Annotated in this window: 18 protein-coding genes; 5 read left to right on the top strand and 13 right to left on the bottom strand. The window is 64.7% G+C overall.

The window, feature by feature from the left end:
- Positions 1 to 12: 12 nt before the first annotated feature.
- A complete protein-coding gene (locus tag FHJ30_RS05970) occupies positions 13 to 390 on the bottom strand; it encodes a VOC family protein (protein ID WP_139028390.1) in 378 nt (125 codons plus the stop codon).
- A gap of 117 nt (positions 391 to 507) precedes the next feature.
- Here FHJ30_RS05970 and FHJ30_RS05965 point away from each other — a divergent pair, with 117 nt between their 5' ends.
- Positions 508 to 1290: a GntR family transcriptional regulator gene (locus FHJ30_RS05965; RefSeq protein ID WP_139028389.1), complete on the top strand. Its 783-nt coding sequence runs from the start codon at positions 508 to 510 to the stop codon at positions 1288 to 1290.
- A 42-nt stretch (positions 1291 to 1332) separates the two neighbouring features.
- Here FHJ30_RS05965 and FHJ30_RS05960 read toward each other — a convergent pair whose 3' ends face one another.
- From FHJ30_RS05960 to FHJ30_RS05940, 5 genes are read right to left on the bottom strand one after another with little or no spacing between them, the layout of a single operon-like run.
- Positions 1333 to 2805, bottom strand: a complete 1473-nt coding sequence (locus FHJ30_RS05960) for a mannitol dehydrogenase family protein (RefSeq protein ID WP_139028388.1) — start codon at positions 2803 to 2805, stop codon at positions 1333 to 1335.
- Between the two features lie 25 nt (positions 2806 to 2830).
- Positions 2831 to 3892: an NAD(P)-dependent alcohol dehydrogenase gene (locus tag FHJ30_RS05955; protein WP_139028387.1), complete on the bottom strand. Its 1062-nt coding sequence runs from the start codon at positions 3890 to 3892 to the stop codon at positions 2831 to 2833.
- A gap of 55 nt (positions 3893 to 3947) precedes the next feature.
- Positions 3948 to 4871, bottom strand: a complete 924-nt coding sequence (locus FHJ30_RS05950) for a carbohydrate ABC transporter permease (RefSeq protein WP_139028386.1) — start codon at positions 4869 to 4871, stop codon at positions 3948 to 3950.
- Positions 4868 to 5836, bottom strand: coding sequence for a carbohydrate ABC transporter permease (locus FHJ30_RS05945; protein WP_139028385.1), 969 nt, complete (start codon positions 5834 to 5836; stop codon positions 4868 to 4870). Before FHJ30_RS05945 ends, FHJ30_RS05950 begins: the two co-directional genes overlap by 4 nt.
- 20 nt (positions 5837 to 5856) lie before the next feature.
- Entirely contained in the window at positions 5857 to 7209 is a 1353-nt protein-coding gene (locus FHJ30_RS05940) for a sugar ABC transporter substrate-binding protein (RefSeq protein WP_139028384.1), read from the bottom strand.
- 150 nt (positions 7210 to 7359) lie between these two features.
- On the opposite strand from FHJ30_RS05940, the gene FHJ30_RS05935 reads away from it, so the two are divergent.
- Together FHJ30_RS05935 and xylB are read left to right on the top strand one after the other, a co-directional pair.
- On the top strand, positions 7360 to 8313 hold the full coding sequence (locus FHJ30_RS05935; protein ID WP_171058941.1) for a sugar-binding transcriptional regulator: 954 nt from the start codon (positions 7360 to 7362) through the stop codon (positions 8311 to 8313).
- On the top strand, positions 8310 to 9710 hold the full coding sequence (gene xylB, locus FHJ30_RS05930) for a xylulokinase (RefSeq protein ID WP_139028382.1): 1401 nt from the start codon (positions 8310 to 8312) through the stop codon (positions 9708 to 9710). The genes FHJ30_RS05935 and xylB overlap by 4 nt, the downstream gene beginning before the upstream one ends.
- Before the next feature lie 81 nt (positions 9711 to 9791).
- Here xylB and FHJ30_RS05925 read toward each other — a convergent pair whose 3' ends face one another.
- The 6 genes from FHJ30_RS05925 to FHJ30_RS05900 form a co-directional block, all read right to left on the bottom strand.
- A complete protein-coding gene (locus FHJ30_RS05925) occupies positions 9792 to 10964 on the bottom strand; it encodes a Gfo/Idh/MocA family protein (RefSeq protein ID WP_139028381.1) in 1173 nt (390 codons plus the stop codon).
- A gap of 67 nt (positions 10965 to 11031) precedes the next feature.
- On the bottom strand, positions 11032 to 11847 hold the full coding sequence (locus FHJ30_RS05920; protein WP_139028380.1) for a sugar phosphate isomerase/epimerase: 816 nt from the start codon (positions 11845 to 11847) through the stop codon (positions 11032 to 11034).
- A gap of 46 nt (positions 11848 to 11893) precedes the next feature.
- Complete coding sequence (locus tag FHJ30_RS05915; protein ID WP_013600194.1) at positions 11894 to 12877, bottom strand: ABC transporter permease; 984 nt, start codon at positions 12875 to 12877, stop codon at positions 11894 to 11896.
- Positions 12878 to 12880: 3 nt separating this feature from the next.
- The gene (locus FHJ30_RS05910) at positions 12881 to 14389 is read right to left on the bottom strand and encodes a sugar ABC transporter ATP-binding protein (RefSeq protein ID WP_139028379.1); all 1509 of its coding nucleotides are present in this window, start codon (positions 14387 to 14389) and stop codon (positions 12881 to 12883) included.
- Positions 14390 to 14443: 54 nt separating this feature from the next.
- Positions 14444 to 15604: a substrate-binding domain-containing protein gene (locus tag FHJ30_RS05905; RefSeq protein WP_139028378.1), complete on the bottom strand. Its 1161-nt coding sequence runs from the start codon at positions 15602 to 15604 to the stop codon at positions 14444 to 14446.
- Between the two features lie 50 nt (positions 15605 to 15654).
- Positions 15655 to 16137 carry a hypothetical protein gene (locus FHJ30_RS05900; protein WP_139028377.1) on the bottom strand — a complete coding sequence of 161 codons (483 nt, stop codon included), beginning with the start codon at positions 16135 to 16137 and terminating at the stop codon, positions 15655 to 15657.
- A gap of 222 nt (positions 16138 to 16359) precedes the next feature.
- Between FHJ30_RS05900 and FHJ30_RS05895 the strand changes: the two genes are divergently transcribed.
- The gene (locus FHJ30_RS05895; RefSeq protein ID WP_139028442.1) at positions 16360 to 17439 is read left to right on the top strand and encodes a LacI family DNA-binding transcriptional regulator; all 1080 of its coding nucleotides are present in this window, start codon (positions 16360 to 16362) and stop codon (positions 17437 to 17439) included.
- Positions 17440 to 17519: 80 nt separating this feature from the next.
- Here the strand turns inward: FHJ30_RS05895 and FHJ30_RS05890 are convergent, their stop codons facing one another.
- On the bottom strand, positions 17520 to 17849 hold the full coding sequence (locus tag FHJ30_RS05890) for a hypothetical protein (RefSeq protein ID WP_228405479.1): 330 nt from the start codon (positions 17847 to 17849) through the stop codon (positions 17520 to 17522).
- A gap of 529 nt (positions 17850 to 18378) precedes the next feature.
- Between FHJ30_RS05890 and FHJ30_RS05885 the strand changes: the two genes are divergently transcribed.
- Positions 18379 to 19266 carry a DUF695 domain-containing protein gene (locus FHJ30_RS05885; RefSeq protein ID WP_171058940.1) on the top strand — a complete coding sequence of 296 codons (888 nt, stop codon included), beginning with the start codon at positions 18379 to 18381 and terminating at the stop codon, positions 19264 to 19266.
- Positions 19267 to 19290 lie beyond the last annotated feature (24 nt).

The following is a 19290-nucleotide window of genomic DNA, read 5'->3' as shown; positions in this document are numbered from 1 at the left end:
GGGGCCCCCAGGTCAGGGGCCAAGCCGCCTGCGCAGGAGGCAGAACTCGTTGCCCTCGGGATCGGCCAGGACGTGCCATTGCTCGTCGCCGGTCTGCCCAACGTCGGCCGGGCGGGCCCCCAGGGCCAGCAGGCGCTCCAGCTCGGCGTCCTGGTCCCGGTCCACGGGGTTGACGTCGATGTGCAGCGGCAGGCGTCCGTTCCGCGGGTTGCTGCTCGGGCTCAGGATGATGGTCGGCTGCAGGCCGCCGAACCCGGCGTCCGGCGGGCCGATTTCGATGGCGCCGTCCTCCCGGTCCAGCTCGACATAGCCGAGGACCCCGCTCCAGAACCCCGCCAGGAGTTCAGGATCGGCACAGTTGAGGACCAGTTCGCTGATACGGGAGACCATGGTCCCAGTGTACGGAAGCCCTCCCGCACCGTCAGCAACACGTGCTTGTCCAACAAACGCATCAGACGTGGATTAGGCTGGAATTTCCGGACCAACTACAAACAAGCGAGGCATAACGTGCTCCAGGACGCCGCCCGGTTCCTGTCCCAGCCGGTGGCCGCCCATCCCGGCGCTCCCCTGCGGGTCGCGGTGTACTCGCGGATCGCCGAAGCCATCCGCAACGGCCTCCTCACGCCCGGCTCCATGATCCCCACCGAAACGGAACTCGGCGCGGACATGAAGGTCAGCCGCACGGTGGTCCGCGAAGCCCTCATGCTGCTTGAGGAGGACGGGCTCATCAGGGCGAGGCGCGGCGTCGGGCGCTTCGTCTCGGACACGCTCCCCCGCATTGGCATCGAGAGCATCCAGCCGTTCGAGGACGTCCTCGGCAGCCCCGGCCAGCAGGTGGAGGTCAAACGCACCCAGGTGGTCCGCCAGGCGGCCTCAGAATTCGTCGCCCCCGGCATCGGCGTCGAGCCCGGCACCGACTGCTGGCTCTGGGAATCGGTCCTGATCCGCGACGGCGAGGCGATCGCCCACCTCCAGGAGAACGTCACAGCCCAGCCGGTCAGCTTCGGCAAGGGCGCCGCCGAGCCCCTGGAGATAGAGGACGACGGCGGCACCACCTTGCTTGCCGCGCTCAACAAACAGCTGGGCAGGATAGCGGGGCCGGGCGAGTGCCAGATCAGCCTCAGCCAGGTGGGGCCCAGCCGCGCGAAGCTGCTGGACCTCCGCCCCTCGGACCCGGTGTTGGTCCTGACGCAGTACGTGCGGAACGGCAACCGGCCCTTCTACCTGGCCAAATGCCTGGTCTCGGCCCGCGCCGGACACCTCTCGGTGATCCAGCAGTTCCAGTCCTGACCCCACCCGGGTCAATCCCGGCCGGCTGGTCCGCTCGTGGTGTCAGGCCTGGAGGCTCCGGAGCGTCTCTCTGGCACCGTGCTTGTTCAACGACGCCAGGGCCTCGGAGTAGGCGGCAACAAACCTCGCGTCATCCACCAGATCGCCGAAGACGTCGCGGTTTGAAATGAAGGACAGCGGTTCCTGGCGCTGGCGTGCCGCGGCGGCCATCACGGTGTCCTTGAGCCGGTCCACCACATCGATCGGGTTGCCTTGCTCGTCGGTCCCTTCGGCATAGCGGGCCCAACTGGCGACAATGGCGGCAGACCGCTTGATCTCTCCACCGTTCTCGAGGTTGATGCGCACCACGGGCAGGAGCCACTTCGGGATCCGGTCAGAGCTCTCGGCACAAAGGCGGGCCAGGGTGTCACGGACATATTCGTTGGAGAAGCGCTCGATAAGGGTGCGCTTGTAGCTCTCGAGGTCGATTCCCGGCACAGGGTGCAGCGTCGGTGTTGCTTCCTTGTCCATGTAGTCCAGAAGGAACTGCGCGAACAGCGGGTCCTGGGCCACCTCGTGGGCGTAGCGGTAGCCGGCGAGGTAGCCAAAGTAGCACATGCCCTGATGGCTTGCGTTGAGGAGCCGCAGCTTCATCAGCTCATAGGGCTCCACGTCGTCCACGACCTGGACACCGGCCTTTTCGAAGGGCGGCCGTCCCAGGCTGAAGTGGTCTTCGAGCACCCACTGCTCGAAGGGCTCACAAACCACGGGCCATCCGTCCTGCACACCATATTCCGCAGCAATGGCGTTCCGGTCTTCGCCGGTGGTGACGGGGGTGATGCGGTCCACCATGCTGTTGGGGAACGGTACGTTTTCCGCGACCCAGGCGCCGAGGGCGGGGTCCTTGCATGCGGCAAAGGCAGTGAACATCTTCCGCGCGACGTCGCCGTTGCCCTGGATGTTGTCGCAGGACATGATGGGGAAGGGCTCCAGTCCCCGTTCACGACGACGGCGCAGGGCTTCGGTGATGAGTCCAAAAGTGGTGCGTGGTGCGGTACCAGGCTGGAGATCGTGGACCACATCGGGGTTGTCGGCGTCGAAGTCGCCGGTGACATGGTGGAAGTTGTACCCGCCTTCGGTGACGGTCAACGAGACGATCCGCACGGCGTCGGACGCCATCTTTTCAATGACGGCCTCGGGGTCGTCGGGGGCAAAGAGGTACTCGATGATCGAACCGATGACGCGGCCTTCCCGGGTTCCGTCCGGGTTCTTCACCACGAGCGTGTAGAGGCAGTCCTGTTTGTCCATGACCTCCTTCATGCGGGCATCGCCGGGCAGGACTCCCACTCCGCAAATTGCCCAGTCGTGTGCCAGGCCGGCATTCATCAGCTGGTCCAGGTACATGGCCTGGTGGGCGCGGTGGAAGCCGCCGACGCCGAAGTGGACGATTCCGGCCGTCAGAGCCGACCGATCATAGGCCGGTTTGCCGAGGTTTGCCGGGAGTTCTGCCAGTGTTGATGCTGTAAGTAATTGCATGTGATTTTCCTTTCCGGTCCGGCTGTCAGCGGCCCGGGTAGACGATGGCTTTGAGCTGGCCGGGCTGCTTGCCGGCCTTGAGCGCTTCTTCTGATTCGGCGAGCGCGAACCAGCCGGTGACCAGGACGTCCAGGTCCACCTTTCCGTCAGCGATCAGCTGGATCGCGAGCGGCCAGGTATTCGTGTAGCGGAAGACGCCGGAGAGCCAGATCTCGCGGTTCTGGATGTAGGAGACGGGCAATTCCACGTCATCAGCACCCAAGCCGACCAGGATGACTTTGCCAGCGGGTGCGACGGCCTTAATGCCGGAACGGACCGCCACGGGTGCGCCGGAAGCGTCAATGAACGCATCGACGTCGAGCCCTTCCACCCTGTCTGTCCGCGCGTTCAGCGTGTGCGTGGCCCCGTGTTCAAGGGCGAACGCGAGCCGGTCTTCGGCGATGTCGCTGATGTAGATTTCGCTGGCGCCGAACGCCCTGGCGGCTTGGGCGGCGATGATGCCAATGGGCCCGGCGCCGGCAATCAGGACCCGGCTGCCCGGCTTGATCCCGGCGCGTTCACAGGCCCACAGGCCCACGGAGAGGGGTTCGATCAGCGCGGCGGCCTCGTCGCTGACACTGTCCGGGATGTCGTAGGCGAAGTCGGACTGAATGGTGACGTACTCGGCGAAAGCACCATCCACCGGGGGCGTTGCGTAGAACTCGATGTCCGGGCAGAGGTTGTAGCGGCCGGCTTTGCACTGCCTGCAGGTGCGGCACGGCCTTTGGGGTTCGACGGCGACGCGCCGGCCGACGCGGACAGGGTCCACAGCGCTTCCCACGGCGGCGATCCGGCCGGAAAGTTCATGGCCGAGTATCAGCGGGTGGTCCACGACGTAGTCGCCAATCCGGCCGTGCTCGTAGTAGTGGACGTCGCTGCCGCAGACGCCGACGGCGGCCACTTGCACGAGAACCTGGTCGGGCTGCAGCCGAGGCACGGGCAGGGTTTCCATGGCCATCTCGCCCTGGCGTTTCAGGACGGCGGCGCGCATGGTGGGCGGCAGGTGGCGCTGGTCGGCCGCAGGATAGTGGGTAGTTGGTGTTGTCATCGATTGTGATCCTCAGGAATGGGTGCTGACATTGCTGGCCACGTGCAGGCGGCGGTTATTTCACGGCCCCGAGGGAAAGTCCCTGCACCAGCTTGTCCTGGGCGGCAAAACCGGCGAACAGCACCGGAAGCGAGATCACGACAGCGGCGGCGCAGACCTTGGCGAGGAAGAGGCCCTGGCCTGAGACGAAGCCGGTCAGGAAGACCGGAGCGGTGCCCGCCACCACACCGGTGAGAACGCGGGCCAGAAGAAGTTCGTTCCAGCTGAAGATGAAGCAGATCAGGGCGGTGGCGGCGATGCCGGGCATGGCGACAGGAGCAATGATCTTGCGGAGGATCAGCAGGAGGTTGGCGCCGTCGATCTGGGCGGCCTCCAGCATTTCCTCCGGGACTTCGGCCAGGAAGGAGCGCATCATCCAGACCGCGATGGGCAGGTTCATGGACGTGTACATCAGGATCAGGAACCAGATGTTGTCCAAGGCACCCACGGTCCTGGCGAAGAGGTAGAGCGGCAGGATAGCGGCCACGACGGGCATCATCTTGGTGGAGAGGAAGAAGAACATCACGTCCGTCCACTTCTTCACCGGCCGGATGGACAGCGCGTAGGCGGCAGGGAAGGCCAGCAGCAGCACCAGGACGGTGGACAGGACCGAGGCGGTGGTGGAGTTGATCAGCGACGGCCACGGGCTGACCCCGGACGTTTCGCCGAAGAACTCCCGGTACGCATCCAGCGTGAGGTTCGCGGCGATCGAGGGCGGATTTGTTGCGGCGTCGGTCTCGGAGTGGAACGAGGTGAGGATCATCCACAGGACCGGGACTGCGAAGAGCAGTGCGAGCAGCCAGGCAGCGATGCCTGCGGCGGTGTTGTTGCGGGTGGGGTCCATGCGTGCCTTGCCGCGACGACGTGGGGCGCGGCCGGTGTTCAGCGCGGTGGGGCCGGGAGGTGTGCTCTGCGGTGCGGTGGGGGTGAGGGTGCTCATCGTGCTGCCTCCTTCTTGAAGAGTGAAAAGACGGTGCGGAGTGCGAAGGTGGCCACGATGATGGTGCCGATGACCACCACGACCCCGGCGGCGGATGCCAGGCCGTATTCGTTGGCGAAGTAGAACGTCTGGTAGATGGCGTAGGGCAGGTTGGCGGTGCCCAGTCCGCCGGCGGTGAGGGTGAAAACGGCGTCGAAGTTCTGCACGATGTAGATGGCTCCGAGCAGTCCGCCGAGTTCCAGGTACTGGCGCAGGTGCGGCAGGGTCAGGTGGCGGAAGATCGCCCAGGGGGTGGCGCCGTCCATCTGGGCGGCTTCCACGGTGTCCATGGGGCGGGACTGCAGGCCGGCCAACAGGATGAGCATCATGAACGGCGTCCACTGCCAGACCAGGGAGAGGATCACGGCCATCATGGGTGCCTGTGAGAGCAGGTCCAGCTGCGGTGCCGTGGCGCTGCCGAACAGGGACCAGACCCAGGTCAGGACGCCGTTGATCAGCCCGTAGGTGGGGTTGAGCAGGGCATGCTTCCAGATCAGGGCCGCTGCCACGGGAACCACCAGGAACGGGGCGATCAGCAGGGTCCGGGCAAGGCCGCGGCCGATGAACTTCTTGTCCAGCAGCAGGGCCAGTCCCAGGCCGATGAGCAGGCTGATGAGCACTACGGAGACGGTGAGGAGGATGGTGGTGAAGATGGCCTGGCGCAGGTCAGGGTCCATGAGGACGGTGGCGTAGTTCTCCAGGCCGGCGAAGGCGGTCTTGTCCGGGCTGAGGCTGTTCCAGTTCATGAACGAGATGATCAGGGTCACCACGAACGGAAGCTGGGTGACCAGGATAAGGAAGACCAGGGCCGGCAGCAGCGGTGCCCGCCGTGCCCAGGCCAGGGCGCGTTCGCGCGACTTGGCGTCTCGTGAGGGGGTGGCTGCATTGCGTCCCGGGCGGGAGATGCGCGCCGTTGCGGTAGTCATGATGTTCTCCTGCGGTTCGATTAGGGCTGCTTGTACTTGTTGCCGACTTTTTGCGCGGCTTCCTGGCCCTTGGCCAGCGCCTCGGCCACGGTGCCCTGGCCCACGATGGCGGAGCTGATGCCCTGGGAGACGTTTGTGCCCAGGGCGGCGAACTCGGGGATACCCACAAACTGGATGCCGACGGCGGGTCGTTCCTGCGCGCCGGGGTTCTTGGGATCGGCGTTCTCGATGGCGAAGCGTTCGGCTTCAAAGAACGGGGCTGCCTTCTGGAACTCGGCGTTCTCGTAGGTGGAAATGCGCTTGCCGGACGGGACCTTGGCCCAGCCGAGCTCGGAGGCGACGAGTTCCTCGTAGTCCTTTGAGCTGGCCCAGGCGATGAATTTCCCGGCGGCGTCCTGCTTCTTGGAGGCGGCCTGCATGGCCCAGGACCAGGTCCACAGCCAGCCGGAAGAGGCTGTTTCCTTCACCGGTGCCTGTGCGTAGCCGATCTTGCCCTTGACCGGGGAGTCCTCGGCTTCCAGGGCGCCGGCGGCGGACGTTGCGTCGTACCACATGGCCACGTTGCCCTGGCTCATGTTGTTCAGGCATTCGGTGAACCCGGCCTGGGCTGCACCCAATTCACCGTGCTCGCGGACCAGCTTGGTGTAGAACTCCACCGCCGCGGTGAATTCCGGGGAGTTGACCTGTGCGTTCCAGTCCTTGTCGAACCAGGTGCCGCCGAACGTGTTCACCACGGTGGTCAGCGGCGCGAAGACCTGGCCCCATCCCGGCTGACCGCGCAGGCAGATGCCTTTCATGCCCGGTTCCGCGCCGTCTACCTTCGCCGCTATGTCAGCGACGTCGTCCCAGGTCGGCTTCACCGGCATGGCAAGGCCCTTGGCCTCCAGGATGTCCTTCCGGTACATCAGGAAGGAGGACTCGCCGTAGAACGGTTCGCCGTACAGCTTGCCATCCTCACCGGTGAGGGACGCCGTGTAGGCCGGCAGGATGTCAGCCTGGTCAAACTTCGGGTCCCCGGCCACGCTGTCCAGCGGCGCCAGCCAGTTGTTGGCGGCGAAGAAGGGAATCTCGTAGTTCGACAGTGACGCGACGTCGTACTGGCCGGCCTGGCTGGAGAACTCCTGGCTGATCTTGGCCCGGACGTCGTTCTCCGGCAGCACTGTGTAGTTGACCCTGACGCCCGTTTCCCGGGTGAAGTTCGCCGCGGTCAGCCGCTGCAGGTCCTCCATCTGAGGGTTGTTCACCATCAGGACGTTGATGCTGTTCGGGTCATTCGCGTTGGATCCAGCGCCGGCACCGGCACAGGCTGAGGCAGCGAGTGCGATGCAAAGGGCACCGGCAGCCATCGAGGCCGCGCGCATCTTGGGACGCATAAGAACTCCTTTGTGCTCAAAAGTCAGGATGTATCTGTTGTTGCTCATATGAGCAACCAATTCTGCTCATCTGTTCTGTGACTCTAGTCATATATACTCGTTTGAGCAAGACGGCATTCTCAAATGATCAGATGGAGAAGAGGTGAGCACATGTCCGAGCATTCCCATGAAGAACTCTTGGCCCGCGTAAGCAGCGAGTATTACCTGGAGAACCGCTCCAAAGTAGAAATCGCGGTCAGCCACGACATTTCGCGGTTCCAGGTGGCACGGCTGCTCACCGAGGCCCGTGAGCGCGGCATTGTGGAAATCAAGGTGCACTTCCCCTCCCACGTCTCCGCCGCGGAGATCCGTCAACTGGAGTCCTGGCTGGGGATCCGTGAGGTCATCGTGGCCGATTCCACCTCCGGCGACGAGGACCAGGCCCGCGGCATCCTGGCGAAGGCTGCCGCCGCCGAGGTCTCGCGGCAGGCGCCTGCAGGCGGGACGCTGGGGATGTCATGGTCCCGGATCCTGGACGTGGCCTCGATGCTGGTCCGGGACCTTCCCCGGTGCGACATTGTCCAGCTCGCGGGGGCCCTCCCCAGTGAAGGGGAAAGCAATCCGCTTGAGCTGATCCAGCGGCTGGGGCACGCGAGCGGCGGGCTCACGTGGCCCCTGTGGTCGCCGCTGGTGGTGGAAGACCCGACGACGGCGGCTGGCCTGCGGCGCCAGCCAGAGATTGCGGGCGCCCTGGCGAAGGCGGATTCGCTCGACTTGGCCGTGGTAGCCATCGGCGCCTGGAAGAGCGGCGGCTCCACAGTCTGGGAACGGGCGGAAGCCGAGGTGAGGGAGGCCGCGGTGGAAGCCGGCGCCGTCGCCGAATGTTCGGGGCGGCTGCTCAATGCAGCAGGTTTCCCTGTCGAATCGGGGCTGGACGAACGAATCATCGCCGTCACCGTCAAGCAGTTGCAGCGGACTCCGAAGGTCATTGCCGTGTCGCATGGAACAGCACGGGCAGATGCAGTGCGGGCGGTTGCCAGGGCCGGATTCGTGACCACGCTGATTGTTGATATCCCGCTGGCGCGGGCCCTTGCTGACCTAATGGATAAGGAGAACAGCCAATGAGCATTGTGGTCGGGGTTGATTCCTCCACCCAGTCATGCAAGGTCCTCGCGGTGGAGGCGCACAGCGGAGATGTTGTGGCTGCCGGCGCGGCGGCCCACCCTGACCGGACCGCCGTCGACCCCCGAATCTGGACCTCCGCGCTGCGCGAGGCATGGCATGCCGCCGGCATCGACGGGCTGGGCGCTTCCGTTGCCGGGGTGGGCATCGGCGCCCAGCAGCATGGAATGGTGGCGCTCGACAGTACCGGCACCCCCGTCCACGATGCGCTGCTGTGGAACGACACCCGTAGCGCAGCGGACGCGGCAAGGCTGCGGGACGAGCTGGGCGCGGAGGCGTGGGTTGACGCCGTCAACCTGGTTCCGGTGGCGTCTTTCACCATTTCCAAACTCGCCTGGCTCGCGCAGAACGAGCCGGAGCTGGCGGACCGGGTTGACCAGGTTGTACTCCCCCACGACTGGCTGAACGGGACCCTGGGCGGCGAATTCACCACCGACCGCAGTGACGCGTCCGGTACCGGCTATTTCTCGCCCGTGACGGACAGTTACCGGACGGATCTGCTTGAGCGGTTCTTCGGCCGCGTTCCCCGCCTTCCGCGCATTGTTGCGTCGCATGAGCGGGCGGGAACGGTCCGGAGCGGATGGGGCATCGACGGCGCCGTCCTCGCCGCCGGTGCCGGGGACAACGCGGCGGCAGCGCTGGGGCTGGGCCTGCGCCCGGGCGAGGTGGTGGTTTCCATCGGCACGTCCGGAACCGTCTTCACCACCGCACCCTCGCCCATGCCGGACCACACCGGTGCCATCGCAGGATTCGCGGACGCCGCCGGCGGCCACCTGCCCCTGCTTGCCATGCTCAACTCCGCCCGGGTCATGGCTGCCACCGCGTCCATGCTCGGCGTCGACCTGGCACAACTGGACGCACTGGCGCTGGACGCGGAAAGCGACGCCGGCGGGCTCACGTTCCTTCCGTATCTCGACGGCGAGCGGAGCCCCAACCTTCCGCATGCCAGCGGAAGCCTGGCCGGCCTGACCAGAAGCAACATGACCGCGGAGAACCTTGCCCGCGCCTCCGTGCTGGGCGTGCTCAATTCCTTGGCTGACGGCATCGACGTCATGAAGCAGTCCGGCGGCACTCCGGACAGAGTCCTCCTCATTGGCGGCGGCTCCAGGTCGAAGTCCCTCCGCCAGGCGGCGGCGAGCATTTTCAACCTGCCCGTCGAGGTCCCGGAAAGCAGGGAGTACGTCGCACTCGGCGCAGCGAAGCAGGCTGCCTGGGCAGCCACAGGAGAACTGCCGGACTGGAAGCGCAGCATCGAAGCCTGCTACGAGCCGGAGGGCGACTGGGGCGTCGGCGTCCGGGAACGCTACGCCGAGGCGCGCAGGAACATCTACGGCGTGTGAGCGGCTACCCCGGACGTTTTCCCGGCCCCTGTATGGACAGCCAAAAGGGAGGGACGGTTGTTCACCGTCCCTCCCCTCAGATCACGCGGTGATCTGCGGAACCTCAACCCAGGATTCTTTGGCCGCCGATTCGACAATCGCGTCGTCGATCAGGGCGACCTGGTAGCCGTCGGCGAAGCTGGGGCTCACGCTGCCGCCTTCCGCGATGGCCTTGAAGAAGTCATGCGCTTCGATGATCTTCGTTTCGCCGTAGCCGATGCCGAGCGCCGGGATGGGCCAGAGGCCTTCTCCGTAGGGGTGCGCGGGCCCGGTGTAGACGGTGCGGAACCCGCGCCGGTCGGCCTGGTCGGAGGCGAAAGCCACCTGCAGTTCGTCGCGTCGTTCGTAGTTGAAGACGATGCTGCCTTCGGTTCCGTGGATTTCGAAGGTGATGTAGTTGTTCCTGCCGTGGGCGTTGCGGGTCGCTTCCACGGATCCTACGGCGCCGTTGGCGAAGCGGATCATGGTCATGACCTCGTCATCGACGTCGACCTGACCCTTGGGGCCCTCCCCGCCCCGTACGGTGCCGAGCGCGTCGGCTCCGCCGGTCTGCAGCGGCCGCTCCGGAATCCAGGTGGAGAGGACGGCATTGACGGCACTGAACTCGCCCACGAGGTAGCGGGCCATGTCGATGACGTGTGTGGCGATGTCGCCCAAGGCCCCGGACCCCGCGATCGACTTCTGGAAACGCCAGGACAGCGGGGAGTTGGGGTCCGCGCTCCAGTCCTGCAGGTAGGTGCCTCGGAAGCTGAGGATGCGGCCGATGGCGCCTTCCTCAATGTACTTCTTGGCCAGCGCTACAGCCGGGGTGCGCCGGTAGTTGAAGGCAACCATGTGGACGATGTTCTTGTCCTTGACTGCGTCATACATGGCTTTTGATTCCTCGCCCGTGCGGGCAAGGGGCTTCTCGCAGATGATGTGCTTGCCTGCCTCGGCCGCGGCGATCGCGATTTCGGCGTGGAGGTGGTTGGGCGTGGCAATGTCTACGACGTGGATGTCCGGATCGTCAATGATGCTGCGCCAGTCAGAGGTGGAGTTCTCGAAGCCAAAGCGGCGGGCCGCTTCGGCAGCCAGTTCCGGGTTGGCTTCAGCGATGACCTTGCGGACCGGCAGGGCCGGGGCGGGCCAGAAGAACATGGGCATGGCGGCATAAGCCAGGGAGTGGGCTTTGCCCATGAAGCCGCCTCCGATGAGGCCGACGTTGAGGTTCTGCATGTGGATCAGGTTCCTTTCGGAAAAGGCGGGACATGCCTGCATTGGCCGTCCCTGGTGGGTTGGATGGTCAGAGGAGTTGCTCGAGGTACTTCTTGCTGATCTCGGCCGCTTCCCGGGGATCCCCGTCGTAGCCGTCCAGTTCGACCATGAGCCAGCTGTCGTAGCCGCTCTCCCGGATTGCCGCGAGGATGTCCGGGAAGTCGAGTTCCCCCTGGCCCAGGGGCAGGAAGGAAAATGGGTCTTTCCGGAGGTCCTTGAGGTGGACGTGCCGGATCCTGTCGGGGTACTTCCGGATGACCGCGGCGGGATCTGCTCCGCCGGCTGCAAGATGGGCGGTGTCGGGGCAGAACCCGATCCGCGTGAGCGGCATGAGCTTGTCCAGCTCGTCCGGGCTCTCCACGATGGTGGTCAGGTGTGGATGGTAGCTCGCCGAGAGCCCGAAGCTTTCGGCGATGTCCGTGACGCTGTCCAGGGCGCTGCCGAGGCGGCGGTAGTCCTCTTCAGTGGTTCCGGCCGCGCGCCGTGCTCCCCCGCCAACCACGAGCCGTTCAGCTCCGAAGTTCGCGGCCAGCTCGGCAGCCCGGTGGATCCGGTGCAGCTCGTCGGGAAGGATGTCGGCGTAGATGAAGTTCGCCCCCGTGTACACGCTTGTCAGGGAGACTCCGGAGCTGCTCAGGATTTCTTTGAGCTCCTCTGGCTTCTCCGCGTATTCCGCGAGGTTGCCGTCGAACATCTCAACACCCTCGTAGCCGACGGAGGCGATGTCCTGGACGGCGTCCTTCATGGAACCGTGGGTGAGGTAAAAGAGGTCCTTGACGCTCGTCACGCCTTGGGCGTGGCCCACCACGCCGCCCCAGGTGATGGAACAGTAACCGAGTTTCATTGCTTCTGCCTTTCAGGAGCCGAAGAAGGGTTGAAGATCATGTGTGCTACTTCTTCCGGGCCATGGCGACGGCCAGGATGATGATGGCGCCACGGACAACCTGCTGCTGGCTGCTGTCGAGTCCGGCGAGGATCAGCCCGTTGTTGATCAGGCCGATCAGCAGGGCACCGAAGAGGGTGCCGATGATGGAGCCGAATCCGCCGAAGAGGCTGGTTCCACCCAGGATGACGGCGGCGATTGCGGAGAGTTCGTCTCCCGATCCCCACTGGAACCGGCCGGACTGGAGGCGGCCGGCGTAGAGCATGCCGGCGACGCTTGCCGCCATGGCCGAGATAAGGAGGACCTGGAATTTGATGCGCTTGGTGTTGATGCCGGTGAAGTCCGCTGCGTTGCGGTTGCCTCCCGTGGCCAGGACCTGGCGGCCGAACCGGGTGCGGTTCAGGACTACGGCGCCGATGGCAACAAATATGGCGCTCCAGACCACCAGCCCCGGAACGGGGCCGAAGTTGCCGGATCCGAACAGCATGTTGAAGGTATCGTTCAGGATCGGCTGGGGTGCCGAGGCTGTGATCCATTGGGCGACGCCGACCGCTATCCCCAGCATGCCGAGCGTCACCAGGAAGGACGGGATGCCGAGGAGGCTGACGAGCGCGCCATTGATGGATCCGACCACCAGTCCGACGGCGAGGCCCGCCAGGATCCCGGGGACCAGGCCAAACTGGGACAGCGCCATCGCGGTGCAGACGCTGGAGAGACCGGCCACGGATCCGACGCTCAGGTCGATCTCCGCGCATGCGATCACGTAGGTCATGCCGACGGCGATGACGGTGATGGTGGCGGTCTGCCGGAAGATGTTCAGCAGGTTGTTGGGCGACAGGAAGCCCTGGTCGCGCAGGAGGATGGCGAAGAAGATGAAGACGACGACGAAGCCGATGTAGATGACGTAGCGCCGCCAGTCGAGTTCTTTCAGGACGGTGCCGAAATTGCGGGCCGCGGTGTCCCGGGGCGCGATGGTGTTTGCCTTGCTCACTGTTCAGACTCCCTGGACTGCAAGTTGGAGATATTCCTCGTCAGCGATATCGCTGCGGGGAATGTCGCGGATGATGGAGCCGTCCTTGAGGACGAGGACGCGGTCGCTGACCGCGAGTAGTTCGGGGTACTCGGAGGAGATGACGATGACGGCTTTGCCGGCACTTGCCAGCTCGCGGATCATGTCCAGGATTTCGCTTTTGGTGCCGATGTCGACGCCGGCCGTGGGCTCATCCAGGATCAGGATGTCCGGATCGGTGCCCAGCCACTTGGCGATAACCACCTTCTGCTGGTTGCCGCCCGAGAGGAGCCGCACCGGACGGTTGGGGTGGGCCACCTTGACTGCGAACCTCTTGATCAGTGACGAGGACAATTCCTTGCCTTTGCCGCCGTCAAGGAGTGGTCCCCGCTGGATCTGTCCGAGCAGCGGCAGGAGCAGGTTGTCTTGGACGGAGTGCTCCAGGACGAGGCCTTGGGCCCTGCGGTCCTCCGGGATGAGGGCGACGCCGGCGTTGATGGCCTGCTGTGGAGAGGCAAGGTTGACCTTCTTGCCCCGCAGGAGGACGTCACCGCTGTCCACTTTGTCTATGCCGAAGAGGGCACGGGCCAGCTCGGTGCGTCCGCTTCCCATCAGCCCTGCCAGGCCGAGGATTTCGCCGGGGCGGAGCGTGAAGGAAACGTCCCGCACCCGGTTCCCGGCGTTAAGCCCGCGGACTTCCAGCAGCGGCGCGCCATCGTGGGCCACGTGGTCCCGCTCCCGGTAGGAAAGCTGGCCTTCGATCTTCTTGCCAACAATGCCTTCAACGATCTGCTCGGGAGTGACGTCCGTCAGAGGCGCGGTGAGGAGGTGGCGGCCATCGCGGAGGATGGTGATCCGGTCCGCCAGCCGGTACACCTCGTCCATGCGGTGAGAGATGTAGATGATCGAGATGCCGCGCTGCTTGAGGCGGTCGATCAGTTCGAAGAGCGCTTCGGACTCGTGCCGGGCCAGGCTGGCAGTGGGTTCGTCCATGATCAGGACCTGGGCGTTCTGGGCCAGGGCCTTGGCGATCTCGGTCAGCTGCCAGTAGGCAGTGCCGAGCCGGGAGACCTCCGCGCGGGGGTCGACGTCGACCTCCATCTCGGAGAAGACCTCCCTGGCCCGTTTCACCGCGGTGCGGTCGTCGATAAGCCCGCCCCTGCCGAGCGGTTCGGCAGCGAGGAAGATGTTCTGTGCAACGGTCAGGCTCGGTACCAGGCTGAATTCCTGGAAGACCATCCCGATCCCGGCGGCCTTGGCGTCCTGGATCGAGTTGATGGCGGCCGGCTTCCCGCCTATGAGGATCTCTCCAGCGTCTGCCTGGTAGACGCCCTGGAGGATCTTCATGAGCGTGGACTTCCCGGCGCCATTGCCGCCGGCGAGTGCGTGGACCTCGCCCTTCCGGACGTCGAAGCTGACGTCCTTCAGCACGGAAACGCCGTTGAAGCCCTTGGAGATCGAGCGCATTTCGACGACATTGTCTGCGGTGTTCATGGTTGCCCTTTCGGAGTGGCGCGGGGGCGGGGCCCCCGCGCCGTCGGGTCTTGGCTACTGCTTGTAGGAGTCCTGGATGTCCTTCGGGGCGTCCTCGTGGTAGACCTGCTTCCAGGCTTCCAGGACGTTGGAGTGGTCCACCGGGAGGGCGCTCAGCGCCACGTAGGCGGGTGCTTCCTTGCCGATGAGCGCGCCGGCAGCCAGCCGCGCCTCTGTCACACCCTGGTCGAACGGAACCTGCGCTCCGAGGCCGACGACGAGTTCGTCCTTGGCCAGTGCGATGGCGACATTCTTGCCGAGGTCCTCCGTGGCGATCTTCAGGTCCGGGCGGCCGGCGGCACGGGCGGCAGCCATGACACCCTCTGCGGGAACGTCCCAAACGGCCCAGATGCCGCCCAGGTCGGGGTACTTGCTCAGCATGGCGTTGGCGGCTGCCTGGGCGTCTCCAGCGAAGTCCGGACCGGCGATCCCCTTTTCCTCGACGATCTTGATGTCCGGGTATTCCTTGGTGATGGTTTCCTTGAAGCCGTCGTAGCGCTGCTTGGTGACGAAGAAGTCGGCCTGGTGGAAGACAAGACCGATCTTGCCCTTGCCACCAAGCGCCTTGGCCATCTGGTGCGCAGAGACGACGCCGTTGCCATAGTTGTCAGCGGAAACAACGGAGACGTAGTCCTTGCCGGCGGTCAGTCCCTGGGGGATGTTGTCCATGAAGACGAGCTTCGTTCCCGCTTCGGCGGCCTTCTTGTATGCGGAGGCGGTGGCCACGGGGTCCGTGGGGATGGAAACGATGATGTCCGGATCCTGCGTCATGACGGTCTCGATGTCCGAGACCTGCTTGTCCGGCTTGAAGTTCGCGTCGGTGGTGGCGATGACCTTGATCCCGAGCTTTTCGAATTCGCTCTTGAGCCCGTTCACCTGGGCGTTGGCCCAGTCGTTGCCGCCGTAGTGCATCACGATTGCGGCTTTGGCGTTGAGTCCCTTGACCTTCGCGATCTCTTCGGGAGTCAGGTCCGCGACGGACGCCGGGGAGGGCGTCTCGCCGTTGGGGCCCTTGCTCAGGACCTGCCCCTTGATCTTGTCAAGGGCCTGCTGGGCCTTCTCGGAAACGCCGGCGTCGGGGGCGTTTGATGTGGCCGTTGTTGAACTGCTGCAGGAAGCGACAGAAAGTGACAGGGCTGCGGCCAGGGCCACGATGGGAAGCCTGCGGATCATCATTGTTCTCCAGTGCTTTTGGGTGGATGGATGGGGTGGATGCCTGCGATGGATCAGGCGAGCGCCACTGCCAGGGCTGGGGGAACCGGCGAGAGGACGAGTCCGCCGGCTGCCGAGGCTGTGCGCAGGGCGGCGGCTTTGTCTGAAGCCCTGAGGAGCGCCTCTGCGTGCACCTTGTCGACGAAGAGGCCCAGCGAACAGGGCCCCTGATGGGCTTGGACCCACCGCACCGCTTCGCCTGCGGCTTTGGCCATTTCCCCGCCCGATTGGGCCATCGGGCCGTCAATGGTGGACACGGACTGGGGTGCGCCGGAGTTGTCCACGGAAACAACCAGGCTGGCCCAGAGGAGATTGCCATCGAAGATTCCGACGACGGCCGAGGAACCGGCGGAGACGAAGGTGCGGACAGCGGCGGCAAGATCGTTGGGCGCCGTATCCCTCAGGAGCTCTTCCAAATGTGCCCACTGTGCTTGGTCCACATGTCGAAGCCCAGTGCTGGGATCGAGCGCGAGTGCGTAGGCGATGCTGTCAGCCATCCCGCTCCTTTCCTCATTGAATGCGCTGCCTCCGTAAGCGTTTACGAGATTACCGTGAACGTTTACGGACACTATCGTAAACGTTTACGGAGAAGGGTGTCAAGGGTCACAGGAAGCGATTCTTCCGGCCCCGTTGGGGCATCGGGTCGTCGTAAGATTGAAAACGCACGGAACCCATGGGTTCGGTCCGGGAGGTGCAAGACAGGAGAAAACGTGGCAGGCATGGCGGTTCCCCGCGAGGCGAACGAGAAGCTACGGGACGCCCTGGTGCGCCGGAAGCCCACTATCAACGATGTGGCCCAGGTGGCCGGGGTCTCTTTCGGCACAGTTTCCCGGGTACTCAACGACGCACCGGACGTGAGCGCTGCAACGCGCCAGCGGGTTCTGCAGGTCATCAAGGACATCGGGTACCGCCGGAACCGGGCAGCCACCGCGCTGGTCACCAGCCGGTCGACGTCCATCGGCATCCTGTCTGACGGATCCCCCCGGTTCGGCCCGGTGGGGACACTTATGGCCCTCGAGAACGTCGCCCGCAAGAAGGGTTACGCCACAACCGTCATCAGTGTCGAGAAACCCGACGAAGAGTCCGTGCAGGCAGCCCTGGACACCCTGGACGATACCGGCGTGGGGGGAATCATTGTCATTGCCCCTCTGGTGGAGATGGCAGCCGCCGTCTGGAATGCCTCTTTCCGCGTGCCAGTGGAGATGATCGCCGCCGGAGCATCATCCACCCCAAACGTCTTCACCTACTCCGAAAACCAGGAACTCGGGGCCCGGCTGGCCACCCAGCACCTCATCGACCTTGGCCACACGGATATCGCCCACCTCGCCGGCTCCATGGACTGGTTCGACGGGCGGGTGCGCAAGCGCGGCTGGGAGGCTACGCTCCGTGACGCCGGGCTCAAGCCCGGGCTGTGCCTGAAGGGTGACTGGAGCCCCAAGTGGGCCTACGAAACCGGCCTCCGGCTCGCCCGGGAGAAAAAGGTCCCCCAGGCCATCTTCGCCGCCAGCGACCACACCGCCCTGGGGGTCATCCGCGCCTTCGCCGAAAGCGGCGTCCGTGTCCCGGAGGATGTCAGCATCGTTGGCTTCGACGACATCGAAGGGTCCGACTACTTCCTGCCGCCCCTGACCACCGTGCGCCAGGACTTCAACGCCCTGGCGCTTATGAGCGTGGAAGTGCTTCTTGGTGCGATGGAAGGACGGGACGTGGACCGTACGCCAATCGCACCCACCCTCGTTGTGCGCAACAGCGCCACCCGCGCCGGCTCACCCGCCCGCAAGGTGCCGCACCGGCGCTAGTGGAGCTCGATTACACGTATGAGGACAACTACCTCGAAACCCGCGAAAAATACCTTGTTCCTAAAGCCCCCAGGGTCTGTTTAGGTTCCCGCAAGATTCTGGAGCGTCCGCGCAAAACCGGCGTGCAGCTCCCGGACGATCACCGTTCCGTGTCCAAGTAGCTTCGCTTTGGCCACCAGTTGGGCAGTGACGTCCGGAGTTGGGTGCCCGAAAATCTCGATCGTTTCCATGGTGATGAACGGCGCAATCGGCGGAAATTTTGGCCCTGCCACTTTCAGGTGGAGCTCCAGCGACGCGATGTCCGGATGCACGTGGAGGACGCTCATAGTCGATTCGTCCGGGGTGAAATACACGGAGTACAAGATGATTCGCGGCTCGTTGGCCTCGACAAAGGCGGCGAGTTCTGCCATTGCGGGTCTAAGTTCCCCAATCCGACCGGCATGCACAGTCGACGTGTCGAGGTAAGCGATGACATTATTCATTGCCAAATGACCGCCCTTGGGATGCCCGTAGTTGCCGTTCTACGCCTCCCCACTTGCAGCGTCAATGGGGTCGGAGGCCACTTGTCCAACAAACGCAAGCTCCGGCACTCGCCAGGTCCGGGCAACGGGCCCATCTACGTGGCCAAGTGCCTCATCGCAGCCCGGGCGGGCCACCTTTCCGTAATGCAGTCGATGCATTCCTGCCAGACGCCGCGTCTAGGGTAGGCACCCCACAGCCTTGCGATCTAGGCTGAGGACCAAATGCCCCGGGAGCAAATGCATGCACGGCGGCATAACGACGGCGAGCAGGGGGGAGAACATGGGGTTTTTCAAGCGCAAGGCAAGTCCGGTTACCTCGCATCCCATCACAGGCTTTTGGCAGTGGTGGGCAGCGGAAGGCAGAACGGCATTCAGTACTGCTGCGGCAACCGGCGAGTGGGGGAATCTGCCCCACGCCATGAGCAAGCAGCTCGCAACCATTCACCCGGACCTTGCCTGGGACACCGCACAGGGGCAGGTGTCCCGCCATCTCCTCGTTGTCAGTTCCGAAGGCGATGCGGGCTTGCGCCGGATTGCAGAACAGTGGCTACGGGCGGCACCGGCTTCGGATGAAACTTGGGAGTACGCCGCGGCCCGGCAGCCGCAGGCCGGTGTCCTCGACAACGTCCTCGACATCAACGGCCGCCAGCTTCACCTCGGAGAAATCCGTTTCGAGCTAAACCCGGACCCGGACAGGGAGTGCCTGGACATCAAGGTTTTTCATCCAGCCTTTGTGGACATGCTGGACGACGAGCCCCTGCAGGTGTCCTTCCTGGTCCTCGATTGGATTCTCGGCGAGGACGGGGTGGAACGGTGGGTGGGCACCATCAATGCGATCCCCAGCGGGCAGGCCGCCACCGCGACCGCCTCGGATCTTAGGGAGGCCATCAACCACATGGCCTCCCAGGCACGGACCGATAGATGGGTTCTGCTGCAAGGGACAACCCCGGCCGGCGAAAGAATGCTAGTCAATTCCCGTAGGCCGCTGCGCTGGATCGACCACCCTCTCCTGGACCTTCATACCCAAGTACGCCTTACGTATGAAAACCAGCGGGAGGACGGGCTGCCTACACCGAAGGCCCTCGACAGACTTCGCACGATTGAGGATGCCGTCACTGCAGCCCTGGGAAGACGAGGGATTTTGGTAGCCCATGAAACAGCAGCCGGGGAGAGGCTGCTGCACTACTACTCCGACTCGGATGACCAGAATGGACGCCACGCCATCGAGACCGCTGCACGTTCCGCCGGCGCAGCCACCCAACACGTTCCCGACCCCGGTTGGACCCGGGTACGCCAATTCTCCTGACCACCGGCGCTGCCCCTTCGGACG

Source organism: Arthrobacter sp. BB-1 (assembly GCF_006151685.1).
GTDB lineage: Bacteria > Actinomycetota > Actinomycetes > Actinomycetales > Micrococcaceae > Arthrobacter.
The sequence above is the reverse complement of the archived record's forward strand: the minus strand, read 5'-3'. Positions and strand labels throughout refer to the sequence as shown.